This window comes from Streptomyces sp. NPDC057654, assembly GCF_042800135.1.
GTDB lineage: Bacteria > Actinomycetota > Actinomycetes > Streptomycetales > Streptomycetaceae > Streptomyces.
Genome location: NZ_JBHVHQ010000176.1, coordinates 1 through 12,217, shown reverse-complemented (window position 1 = coordinate 12,217; position 12,217 = coordinate 1). Strand labels below are relative to the sequence as shown.

At 70.6% G+C, this 12,217-nt stretch carries 9 protein-coding genes; 6 read left to right on the top strand and 3 right to left on the bottom strand.

Annotated features, from left to right (window positions below):
• The coding region (locus tag ACFU99_RS16125) for a glycerophosphodiester phosphodiesterase family protein (RefSeq protein ID WP_384391699.1) at positions 1–695 on the bottom strand (695 nt) is incomplete at its 3' end.
• 199 nt (positions 696–894) lie between these two features.
• Here ACFU99_RS16125 and uvrB point away from each other — a divergent pair.
• From uvrB to ACFU99_RS16100, 5 genes are all read left to right on the top strand, one after another.
• On the top strand, positions 895–3,018 hold the full coding sequence (gene uvrB, locus ACFU99_RS16120; protein ID WP_384391696.1) for an excinuclease ABC subunit UvrB: 2,124 nt from the start codon (positions 895–897) through the stop codon (positions 3,016–3,018).
• Between the two features lie 256 nt (positions 3,019–3,274).
• Positions 3,275–3,853 carry a TerD family protein gene (locus tag ACFU99_RS16115; protein ID WP_384391693.1) on the top strand — a complete coding sequence of 193 codons (579 nt, stop codon included), beginning with the start codon at positions 3,275–3,277 and terminating at the stop codon, positions 3,851–3,853.
• 123 nt (positions 3,854–3,976) lie between these two features.
• Positions 3,977–5,917, top strand: coding sequence for a TerD family protein (locus ACFU99_RS16110; protein WP_384391690.1), 1,941 nt, complete (start codon positions 3,977–3,979; stop codon positions 5,915–5,917).
• A gap of 146 nt (positions 5,918–6,063) precedes the next feature.
• Positions 6,064–7,062, top strand: a complete 999-nt coding sequence (locus ACFU99_RS16105; RefSeq protein ID WP_384391687.1) for a TerC family protein — start codon at positions 6,064–6,066, stop codon at positions 7,060–7,062.
• Positions 7,063–7,183: 121 nt separating this feature from the next.
• Positions 7,184–7,633: a lamin tail domain-containing protein gene (locus ACFU99_RS16100; RefSeq protein WP_384391685.1), complete on the top strand. Its 450-nt coding sequence runs from the start codon at positions 7,184–7,186 to the stop codon at positions 7,631–7,633.
• Between the two features lie 22 nt (positions 7,634–7,655).
• Here the strand turns inward: ACFU99_RS16100 and ACFU99_RS16095 are convergent, their stop codons facing one another.
• Together ACFU99_RS16095 and ACFU99_RS16090 are read right to left on the bottom strand one after the other, a co-directional pair.
• The gene (locus ACFU99_RS16095) at positions 7,656–8,312 is read right to left on the bottom strand and encodes an MBL fold metallo-hydrolase (protein WP_384391683.1); all 657 of its coding nucleotides are present in this window, start codon (positions 8,310–8,312) and stop codon (positions 7,656–7,658) included.
• 10 nt (positions 8,313–8,322) lie between these two features.
• Complete coding sequence (locus ACFU99_RS16090; protein WP_384391680.1) at positions 8,323–9,048, bottom strand: maleylpyruvate isomerase family mycothiol-dependent enzyme; 726 nt, start codon at positions 9,046–9,048, stop codon at positions 8,323–8,325.
• A 179-nt stretch (positions 9,049–9,227) separates the two neighbouring features.
• Between ACFU99_RS16090 and uvrA the strand changes: the two genes are divergently transcribed.
• Positions 9,228–12,217, top strand: a 2,990-nt coding sequence (gene uvrA / locus ACFU99_RS16085) for an excinuclease ABC subunit UvrA (protein WP_384391678.1), incomplete at its 3' end; no start/stop codon positions are given.

The following is a 12,217-nucleotide window of genomic DNA, read 5'->3' as shown; positions in this document are numbered from 1 at the left end:
GCCTTGTGATTCGGGTTGATCTGATCGGCGTACGCCGCGTACGAGCGGAGCTCGGCGGCCTTCGGGGCGCCCAGGAACCCGAGCGTCACGTCGGGGCGGAGCCGGTGGAGCGTACGCAGCGAGGCGGCGTTGAAGCTCTGGAGGACCAGCCGGTGCGCCACGTGCCGCCGGTCGAGCCAGCCCCGGCCGCGCAGCTCCGAGGTGATCCGGCGCTCGATGCCGGGGTAGAGCTCCGGCGCCTTGACCTCCATGAGGAGGTTCTGGCGGTGGTGCTCGACGCGGTCGAGGTAGCGGCCGAGGGTCGGCACGCGCTGTCCGGCGAACCGGCGGCCGTACCAGCTGCCCGCGTCGAGCCGCTCGATCTCGGCGAGTGTGAAGTCCGACACCCGCCACGGCGACCGGTTCGGATAGCGCCGCTCGGCGTCGGTCGTCCGGCTGAGCGTGGTGTCGTGGATCACGACCAGCGCGCCGTCCTTGGTCCGCTGGACGTCGTTCTCGACCCAGGTGATGCCGAGCCGGGCGGCGGCGTCGACGGAGGCGAGCGTGTTCTCGGGCGCACTGACGGGCGAGCCGCGGTGGCCGATGACGAGGGGTGCGTGCGAATGGGGGGTGGCGCGGGCCTGGGCGGGGCCGGTGAGCAGCGCCGACAGGCCCAGAAGTGCGGTGGCGACGGCGGCGGCGGGGCGCAGTTGCATACGGTCTCCTCGCGGCGTCCGGTCCGGGTGCTCAGTGAGCGTCCCGGATGTGGCGTACAAGAAGATAAGTACGCGATGTCCGGCGAGCGCGCTCGGCATCGGCGGACTTCGCGGATATCCCGCCCCTCGTTCGGCCGAGGGACGGGCGCCGGACACCGACGGCAGGGCCGTTGTCAGTGGTGGGTCGTACGGTGGTTCCATGCGGCCCGTATCCAAGATCGAACGCACCGTGGCGCCCTTCGAGGTCGTCAGCCCCTACCAGCCCAGCGGTGACCAGCCGACGGCCATCGCCGAGCTGGAGCGGCGCATTCGCGCAGGTGAGAAAGATGTAGTGCTGCTCGGCGCGACCGGCACCGGCAAGTCGGCGACCACCGCGTGGATGATCGAGAAGTTGCAGCGGCCCACCCTGGTCATGGCGCCGAACAAGACCCTCGCGGCCCAGCTCGCCAACGAATTCCGGGAACTGCTGCCCAACAACGCCGTCGAGTACTTCGTCTCGTACTACGACTACTACCAGCCCGAGGCATACGTACCGCAGTCGGACACCTACATCGAGAAGGACTCCTCGATCAACGAGGAGGTCGAGCGGCTGCGCCACTCCGCGACGAACTCGCTGCTCACCCGCCGCGACGTGGTCGTGGTGGCCTCCGTCTCCTGCATCTACGGCCTGGGCACCCCGCAGGAGTACGTGGACCGCATGGTGCGGCTCAAGGTCGGCGAGGAGACCGACCGCGACCAACTGCTGCGCCGGTTCGTGGAGATCCAGTACACCCGCAACGACCTGGCCTTCACCCGTGGCACCTTCCGGGTCCGGGGCGACACCATCGAGATCTTCCCGGTCTACGAGGAGCTCGCGGTGCGGATCGAGATGTTCGGGGACGAGATCGAGGCGCTCTCCACGCTCCACCCGCTCACCGGCGAGGTGATCTCCGAGGACCAGGAGCTGTTCGTCTTCCCGGCCAGCCACTACATCGCCGGCCCGGAGCGCATGGAGAAGGCCGTCGCGGGCATCGAGGCCGAGCTGGCGCAGACCCTCGCCACGATGGAGAAGCAGGGCAAGCTGCTGGAGGCCCAGCGGCTGCGGATGCGGACGACGTACGACATCGAGATGATGCGCCAGATCGGCTCCTGCTCCGGCATCGAGAACTACTCGCTGCACATGGACGACCGCGAGCCCGGCTCGCCGCCGAACACCCTTCTGGACTACTTCCCGGAGGACTTCCTCCTCGTCATCGACGAGTCGCACGTCACCGTCCCGCAGATCGGCGCGATGTACGAGGGCGACGCCTCCCGCAAGCGCACCCTCGTGGAGCACGGCTTCCGGCTGCCGTCCGCCATGGACAACCGCCCGCTCAAGTGGGAGGAGTTCGTCGAGCGGATCGACCAGACCGTCTACCTCTCCGCCACCCCCGGCAAGTACGAACTCGCGCGCGGCGACGGCTTCGTGGAGCAGATCATCCGCCCCACCGGCCTCGTCGACCCCGAGGTCGTCGTGAAGCCGACGGACGGGCAGATCGACGACCTGGTGCACGAGATCCGGACGCGCACGGAGAAGGACGAGCGCGTCCTGGTGACCACCCTCACCAAGAAGATGGCCGAGGACCTCACCGACTACTTCCTGGAGCTGGGCATCCAGGTGCGCTATCTGCACAGCGACGTCGACACCCTGCGCCGCATCGAGCTGCTGCGCGAGCTGCGGGCCGGCGAGTACGACGTGCTGGTCGGCATCAACCTGCTGCGCGAGGGGCTCGACCTCCCCGAGGTCTCCCTGGTCGCGATCCTCGACGCCGACAAGGAAGGGTTCCTGCGCTCCGGCACGTCCCTGATCCAGACCATCGGGCGCGCGGCGCGCAACGTCTCCGGCCAGGTCCATATGTACGCGGACAAGGTCACCCCGGCGATGGAGAAGGCCATCGAGGAGACCAACCGCCGCCGGGAGAAGCAGATCGCGTACAACAAAGAGAAGGGGATCGATCCGCAGCCGCTGCGGAAGAAGATCGGCGACATCGTCGCGACCATCGCGCGCGAGGAGATCGACACCCAGGAGCTGCTGGGCACCGGCTACCGGCAGGGCGACAAGAGCAAGGGCAAGGCCCCGGTGCCCACGGCGGCGGCCGGGAAGTCCGGCAAGGCGGCCGCCGGCAAGGACGCCCCGCTCACGGACCGGCCCGCCGCGGAGCTGGCCGAGCTGATCGAGGAGATGACGGAGCGGATGCGGAGCGCGGCCGCCGAGTTGCAGTTCGAGGTCGCGGCCCGGCTGCGCGACGAGGTCGGTGAGCTGAAGAAGGAGCTGCGGCAGATGAGGGAGGCAGGCATCGCCTGACGGGCGGTAGGCGGCCGACGGCCGTGACGCGGCACGAGGACGCGGGGGCGCCAGAACGCGGGGGAACGAGGACGCGCAGCGCGAGGACCCGTCACGGAGGCGCGCCTGCGAGGCAGTGCCGCCAGGACGTGTTGCAAGAACGCCACAAACCGCTTCCGACCGGTGGCACCGGGAGCACCAGTGCATAGGGTCGTGCGAGGAGGCCGCGCCCGGCGCGCGGCCGCGGGGACACCGGTACATCGAGAAGGGACAGCGCGTGACGGTCAACTTGGCCAAGGGGCAGGGCATCAGCCTGAAGAAGGCCGACGGGGGCACCCTGACCGCGGTGCGGATGGGGCTGGGCTGGCAGGCGGCTCCCCGACGCGGCCTGTTCGGCTCGCGCAGGAAGGAGATCGACCTGGACGCCTCGGCGGTGCTGTTCGCCGAGCGGGAGCCGGTCGACGTGGTGTTCTTCCAGCACCTCGTCAGCAACGACGGCTCAGTCCAGCACACCGGCGACAACCGGGTCGGCGGCGCGGGGAAGGGCGGCGACGACGAGGCGATCCTCGTCGACCTCCAGCGGGTCCCGGTGCACATCGACCAGATCGTGTTCACGGTGAACTCGTTCACCGGCCAGACCTTCGCCGAGGTGGAGAACGCCTTCTGCCGCCTCCTGGACGAGAACACCGGCCAGGAGCTGGCCCGCTACACCCTCGACGGCGGCGGCCCGTACACCGCGCAGATCATGGCGAAGGTGCACCGGTCCGGCGACGGCTGGCAGATGACGGCGATCGGCCTCCCGGCCGACGGCCGCACCTTCCAGGACCTGATGCCGGCGATACTGCCCAGCCTGTAGGCGCCGGGAGCGGGCCGGGGCGAGGGCTCCGGCCGGGGCTCGGCGGGGGTGAACCGCCGGGCCGGCGGGCAGGGCTGTGCGCGAGGGGCATGGCCGCGAACGACATAGCGAGGGGGCGCACCGATGACGGCCGAACTGGTCCGGGGCCAGAACCATCCGCTGCCTCAGACCCGTTTGGAGATCCGGGTCTCGGCGGGCGGCCCGGTCGTGGCCGGGGCCGTGCTCGGTGACGAGCGGGGCCGGGCCGCAGACGCCGGGTGGGTGGCGCACCCCGCCGCCCCGCACCTCCCCGGCCTGGAGGTGTCCCAGCAGGCCGCCGCCGACCACCGGCTGGCCGTGGACCTGGACGCGCTCCCCGCCGCCGCCCACCGGGTCAGCGTGCTGCTCGCGCTGCCGTCCGGCGCGGGCGGCCCGGCGCGGTTCGGCGCGATGGCGGCGCCGTTCGTCGCCGTGACCGGCCTCGACGGCACCGAGGTCGCCGGGTACACCATCACGGACCTGGACTCCGAGTCCGCGGTCGTCGCGCTGGAGCTCTACCGCAGGCAGGGCGCGTGGAAGGTACGGGCCGTGGGCCAGGGTTACGCGGGCGGGCTGGCCGCGATGCTGCACGACCAGGGGCTGCCGGGCGCCGCCGAGCTGGCCGCCGTCATCGAGGCGGCGGTGGACCAGGGTGCGGCCCGCTCGATCACCCCGCCGCCGCGGCCCGCGCGGAACAGGGACAAGGGCGAGCGGGCGCGGTACCCCGACGGCAAGAACGAATCGACCGAACCGCCCGCCGCGCCCGGTTCCGGGCCGATCGACTACCGGCATCCCCGACGCCGGCCCGCGAAGCCCGCACAGGGCGCGCCGACCAGCCGGCCTCCCGTGCCCCCGCCCGTCCTGCCGTCACAGCCCGGCCCGGCGGCACAGCCCGGCGCGGAAGAGCGGCCCCCCGCGCCCGTAGCGGGCGATGCCGGCGGCTGGACGATGGACGAGCGGCTCTACAACCAGGTCTGGGGCATGTTCGAGGACCTGGCCCGTACGGTCTCGGCGTACCGCAGCGCGGTGGACTTCGCGGAGTCGCGCATGGAACGGGAACTCGACGAGATCCTCTCGGACCCCGGCACGCGCGTCGGCCCGGCCGCCGACGCCGCCCGCGAGGCGGCGCGCCGCAAGCAGACCGGGCTCGTCGCGCAGGCCCGCGCCGTCCTCGACCGCGACCTCGGCCGGCTCGCCGCCGAGTCCGACGTCGTCGAGCACGCGCTGCCGCCCGCCTACGCCCGGTGGGACAGCCCCGTCTGGCAGGGCTACCAGGTGCCGTTCGAGAGCCCGATGGCCCTGCGCCTCGGCGATCTGCGCCTGCCGGAACGCGACGACCTGCGCATCCCCATGCTGATGCGGCTGCCGCTGGAGCGCGGTCTGTGGATCGACAGCGGCCGTACGGGCGCCCCGGAGGCGGCGCTGATGGCGTCGGCCGACGTGCGCCGGCTGGCCATGGACACCGCGGTGGCGCACGCCGCGCGGCTGCTCGCGGTCCATCCGGTCGGCGACTTCGCGGTGCAGGTGATCGACCCGGCGGGCGCGGCGGGCGCCTCGCTCGCGCCGCTGCTGCGGTCGGGCGCGCTCCGGGAGCCCCCGGCTGCAGGCGCGCGAGGGGTGGCCGAGACGCTGACGCGGCTCACGCGCCGCGTCGACCTGGTGCAGATGGCGGTCCGCAGCGGGGCCGTGGACTCGCTGCCGCGCGATCTCGACACCGCGGACCAGATGCTGATCGTCAACGACTTCCCGCACGGCTTCGACGACCGGGCCGTCAATCAGCTGCGCTACCTCGCGGACGAGGGGCCGTCGGTGGGCGTCCATCTGATGATGGTGGCCGACCGGCAGGACGCCCGTGAGTACGGGCCGGTGCTCGATCCGCTGTGGCGGGCGCTGCTGCGCCTCACGCCGGTCCCCGACGACCACCTCGCCGACCCCTGGGTCGGGCACGCCTGGACGTACGAGCCGCCTGCCGTGCCGCGGGGGAGCGAGGTGCTGGGCCAGGTGATCCGGCAGGTCGGTCAGGCATTGCAAGCCCACCGCCGCTGACCTGCTAATTTGCCCTTTCTTTTACCTGTTCTTGGCTGTTCCTGTACTCTTTGGCGTACGGAGGTCATGGCTGGCGTGTCAACGGACCGGGACCTCCGGCAGCGACGACGCTGTGAGTGCCGTACGACTCTGCCGGAGGAGCAGCAGTGGATGTTTCCCTGAACGCGTGGGCGCTGACGATCGTCGGGCTGTGCGCCCTGATCGCCGCCGACTTCTTCATCGGCGGCCGAAAGCCGCACGCGGTCTCCATCAAGGAGGCGGGCGTCTGGACGATCGTCTGGGTCGCCCTCGCGGCGCTCTTCGGGCTCGGCCTCTTCGTGTTCGGGGACGGCCAGGCGTCGGGCGAGTTCTTCGCCGGGTACATCACCGAGAAGTCGCTGAGCGTCGACAACCTCTTCGTCTTCGTTCTGATCATGGCCAAGTTCGCGGTCCCGCCGGTCTACCAGCAGCGGGTGCTGATGGTCGGCGTGCTCATCGCCCTCGTCCTGCGGGCGATCTTCATCGGCGCGGGCGCCGCGATCATCGCCAACTTCTCCTGGGTCTTCTACCTCTTCGGCGCGTTCCTGATCTGGACGGCCTGGAAGCTCATCCAGGACGCGCGCGGCGACAAGGAGGGCAAGGAGGACAAGGGGGCCGAGGAATTCGAGGAGAACCGCCTGCTCAAGGCGGTCGAGCGGCGCGTCCCCTCCACCAGCGTCTACCACGGCACCAAGCTGTTCATCACCGAGAACGGCAAGCGGCTGATGACGCCGATGCTGGTCGTCATGCTGGCGATCGGCACCACCGACGTCCTCTTCGCGCTCGACTCCATCCCGGCGATCTTCGGCCTCACCCAGGACCCGTACATCGTCTTCACCGCCAACGCGTTCGCCCTGATGGGCCTGCGTCAGCTGTACTTCCTCATCGGCGGCCTGCTGAAGAAGCTGGTCCACCTCTCGTACGGCCTGTCGGTCATCCTCGGCTTCATCGGCGTGAAGCTGGTCCTGCACGCGCTGCACGAATCCGGCGTGCACGTCCCCGAGATCAGCATCCCCGTCTCGCTCGGCGTCATCTGTGCGGTCCTGATCATCACCACCGTCACCAGCCTGCGGGCCTCGAAGAAGCAGGCCGAGGCGGAGGAGCGCAAGGACAGCCTGGGGGTCTGACGCGGGCGCCACCGGCCCTGCGATGACAGCCGTTCCGGAGCGGAACCGTCCGACGGCCGCGCCGCTACCGTGGTCCGCACAGCGGCCCGCGATCGGAGCCGCTCGTCCTGAGGGGGGACCCATGCGCCACCGCATAGCAGCCACCGTTCTGGCGACGGGCACGGCCGCGGCGACCCTGTTCGCCGCCGCGCCGGCGTCCGCCGCGCCCTCCGTGCACATCGCGGAGATCTACTACAACAGCCCCGGCAAGGACACCCGTTCCAACTCCAGCCTCAACGCCGAATGGGTACGGATCAAGAACTCGACGAGCCGCGCCGTGAGCCTGCGGAACTGGACGCTGACGGACGCCTCCCGGCACCGGTACACATTCGGCTCCTACACCCTGAAGGCCGGGAAGTCGGTGAAGGTGCGCACCGGCCGGGGCGACGACACCGCCGCCAACCGCTACCAGGACCGCCGGGCCTACGTCTGGAACAACGACCGGGACACGGCGACGCTGCGCAAGGCGAACGGGTCGAAGGCCGACTCGTGCTCGTACAACGACTCCCGCCACGCCTCGGTCCTCTGCTGACCGGCCCTCTGCCGAGAGGGCGTCACCAGCCGCGCTCGCGCCACTCCGCGAGGTGCGGGCGCTCGGCGCCGAGGGTGGTGTCGCCGCCGTGGCCGGGGTAGACCCAGGTCTCGTCGGGGAGCGCGGACATCAACTTGTTCTCGACGTCGTCGAGCAGCCGGCCGAAGGCCTCGGGGTCGCCCCAGGTGTTGCCGACGCCGCCGGGGAAGAGGCAGTCGCCCGTGAACAGGTGCGGGTGGCCGTGCGGGTCGTCGTAGACCAGGGCGATGCTGCCCGGCGTGTGGCCGACGAGGTGGCGGGCGGTGAGCTCGACATTGCCCACCCGGATCGTGTCGCCGTCCTCGACGGGCACGTCGGTCGGCACCGGGATGCCCTCGGCGTCGTGGCGCCCGGCGTAGGTGCGGGCGCCGGTGGCGTCCACCACCTCGCGCAGCGCTCCCCAGTGGTCGCCGTGCCGGTGGGTGGTGACCACGGAGGCGATGCCGCTGTCGCCGATCAGGTTCAGCAGGGTGGCCGGCTCCGCGGCGGCGTCGATCAGCAATTGCTCGTCGGTCGCGCGGCAGCGCAGCAGATAGGCGTTGTTGTCCATCGGGCCGACCGCGACCTTGGAGATCATCAGCTCGGTCAGTTCGTGTACGTCCGCCGGTCCGCCGACCTTCACCGCTCCGCTGTACGTCATGTCCCCAACCCTATAGCGGCGGCAGCGCGGGCAGCAGGCCCCCGGAGGAACCGCCCCGGACCTCCAGCCCGGCCCCGTCCCCGCGGCCCACGAGCCAGCCGAGCAGGTCGGTGGGGGAGCCCGTGACGGTGACGGCGTCGCCGTCCTCGCGGCCCGTACGCCAACTGCTCCCGTCGGAGGCGGTCAGTCGCAGCGCGGGCACCTCGGCGCGGCCCGCGAGCTTCACGTCGGCCATGAATCCGATCTCCCGCGTGACGAAGGCGGCGGGCAGGTCCTCCAGCCCGTAGCCGATCCCGAGGTCCACGTGGTGCAGCTCGACCTCCACGAGGCGGCGGTACGGCAGCATGGCGGCCCGCTCCATGACGCCGTTGCGCATCTCCACCACGTACTCCTGCTGCTCCGCGGAGAGGGCCGACGCGGCCTCGTCGAAGCGGGCGGCGCTGCTGCGGAGGTCGTCGAGGTGGGCGGCCGACGGGCGCGTGCTGTCGCGCTCGATGTCGGCGTCGCGGGCCTCGGCGCTGACGTACATCGGCGTCTTGACGTCCGTGCGGGCCCAGGTGAGGAGGTTGGTGATGGCGTCGGCGTTACGGGCGATGTGCGCGAACACATGGCCGCGGGTCCAGCCGGGGAGCAGCGAGGGGGCGGCGGCCCCGGCGTCGTCGAGCGCGGCTGCCCCGGTGAGGAGGCGGTCGGTGGCGGCCCGTACGGCGGCAATGTCGGATGCGAAATCGCTCATGATCGGCACCCTAGCGGCGGCCACCCGTTCGGGTGAAGGTAGTCGGCTCCGGCCGTGAATCGAATGTGCGTGCTATAGACTCGGGGGAGGCACGAGATACGACATCCGAGCGACGCCCCCCATACCCTGGGTCCGGGGTGCGGCGCATCCCGCAGCTCTCAAGAAAGGTGCCTACCGGCGTGGCCGACCGTCTCATCGTCCGTGGCGCTCGCGAGCACAACCTCAAGAACGTCTCGCTCGACCTCCCCCGTGACTCCCTCATCGTCTTCACCGGGCTTTCGGGGTCGGGCAAGTCCTCGCTCGCGTTCGACACGATCTTCGCCGAGGGGCAGCGTCGCTACGTCGAGTCGCTCTCCTCCTACGCCCGCCAGTTCCTGGGCCAGATGGACAAGCCCGATGTGGACTTCATCGAGGGCCTGTCGCCGGCGGTGTCCATCGATCAGAAGTCGACCTCGCGCAACCCGCGCTCCACGGTCGGCACCATCACGGAGGTCTACGACTACCTCCGGCTCCTCTTCGCCCGCATCGGCAAGCCGCACTGCCCCGAGTGCGGACGCCCGATCTCCCGGCAGTCGCCGCAGGCCATCGTGGACAAGGTCCTGGAGCTGCCCGAGGGCAGCCGCTTCCAGGTGCTGTCCCCGCTGGTGCGCGAGCGCAAGGGCGAGTTCGTCGACCTGTTCTCCGACCTCCAGACCAAGGGCTACAGCAGGGCCCGGGTGGACGGCCAGACGATCCAGCTCGCCGAGCCGCCCAAGCTCAAGAAGCAGGAGAAGCACACCATCGAGGTGGTCATCGACCGCCTGACGGTGAAGGACAGCGCCAAGCGGCGGCTCACCGATTCGGTGGAGACCGCGCTCGGGCTCTCCGGCGGCATGGTGATCCTCGACTTCGTGGATCTCGCCGAGGACGACCCCGAGCGCGAGCGGATGTACTCGGAGCACCTCTACTGCCCGTATGACGACCTGTCCTTCGAGGAGCTGGAGCCCCGCTCCTTCTCCTTCAACTCGCCCTTCGGCGCCTGCCCGGACTGCACCGGCATCGGCACGCGCATGGAGGTCGACCCCGAGCTGATCATCCCGGACGAGGACAAGACCCTCGAAGAGGGCGCGATCAGCCCCTGGTCGCACGGCCACACCAAGGACTACTTCAACCGGCTGGTCGGCGCGCTCGCGGGAGAGCTCGGCTTCCGGATGGACATCCCCTGGGCCGGCCTGCCCCAGCGCGCCAAGAAGGCCCTGCTCAACGGCCACAAGACCCAGATCGAGGTCCGCTACCGCAACCGCTACGGCCGGGAGCGCGCCTACACCACCGCCTTCGAGGGCGCGGTGCCGTTCGTGAAGCGGCGGCACTCCGAGGCGGAGAGCGACTCCAGCCGCGAGCGCTTCGAGGGCTATATGCGCGAGGTGCCGTGCCCCACCTGCGACGGGACGCGCCTCAAGCCGATCGTCCTCGCCGTCACGGTGCAGCAGAAGTCGATCGCGGAGGTCTCCGCGATGTCGATCAGCGAGTGCGCGGACTTCCTGCGCGGCATGAAGCTCAACGCCCGCGAGAAGAAGATCGCCGAGCGCGTGCTCAAGGAGGTCAACGAACGGCTGCGGTTCCTCGTCGACGTCGGCCTCGACTACCTGTCGCTGAACCGCGCGGCGGGCACCCTCTCCGGCGGCGAGGCCCAGCGCATCCGGCTCGCCACACAGATCGGCTCCGGCCTGGTCGGCGTCCTGTACGTGCTCGACGAGCCGTCCATCGGGCTGCACCAGCGCGACAACCACCGGCTCATCGAGACCCTGGTGCGCCTGCGCGACATGGGCAACACCCTGATCGTCGTCGAGCACGACGAGGACACCATCAAGGTCGCCGACTGGGTGGTCGACATCGGCCCCGGCGCCGGTGAGCACGGCGGCAAGGTCGTGCACAGCGGCTCACTGAAGGAGCTGCTGCGCAACAAGGACTCCATCACCGGGCAGTACCTGGCAGGCAAGCGGGCCATCGCCACCCCGGACGTCCGGCGGCCGCTGGACGTGGAGCGGCAGCTCACGGTGCACGGCGCGCGCGAGAACAACCTGCGCGACATCGACGTGTCCTTCCCCCTCGGGCTGCTGACCGCCGTCACCGGAGTCTCCGGTTCGGGCAAGTCGACGCTGGTCAACGACATCCTCTACACCCACCTGGCCCGCGAGCTGAACGGCGCCAAGTCCGTGCCCGGCCGGCACACCCGGGTGGACGGCGACGACCTCGTCGACAAGGTCGTGCACGTCGACCAGTCGCCCATCGGCCGTACGCCGCGCTCCAACCCTGCCACGTACACGGGCGTCTTCGACCATGTGCGCAGGCTCTTCGCCGAGACGATGGAGGCCAAGGTCCGCGGCTATCTGCCGGGGCGCTTCTCCTTCAACGTCAAGGGCGGCCGCTGCGAGAACTGCTCCGGCGACGGCACCATCAAGATCGAGATGAACTTCCTGCCGGACGTGTACGTGCCGTGCGAGGTCTGCCACGGCGCGCGCTACAACCGGGAGACCCTGGAGGTGCACTACAAGGGCAAGTCCATCGCCGAGGTGCTGGACATGCCCATCGAGGAGGCGCTCGACTTCTTCGAGTCGGTGCCGACGATCTCGCGGCACCTGCGCACCCTCCACGAGGTCGGCCTCGGCTATGTGCGGCTGGGGCAGTCCGCCCCGACGCTGTCCGGCGGCGAGGCGCAGCGCGTGAAGCTCGCCAGCGAGCTCCAGAAGCGTTCGACGGGCCGTACGGTCTACGTCCTGGACGAGCCCACCACCGGCCTGCACTTCGAGGACATCAGCAAGCTGATCAAGGTGCTGTCGGGGCTGGTCGACAAGGGCAACACCGTCATCGTCATCGAGCACAACCTCGATGTGATCAAGACGGCGGACTGGGTCGTCGACATGGGCCCGGAGGGCGGCAGCGGCGGCGGACTGGTCATCGCCGAGGGCACGCCCGAAGAGGTCGCGGCGGTTCCGGCCAGCCACACCGGAAAGTTCCTGCGCGACCTGCTGGGCGACCGGGTGAGCGACGCGGCGCTGCCCGCGACGCGGAAGGCGGCGAAGAAGGCGCCCGCGAAGAAGAAGACGGTGGCCGCGGCCACCGCGAAGACGGCCACGGCCAAGGCGGTCACCGCGAAGCAGACCGCCGCGACGAAGGCGCCCGCGAAGAC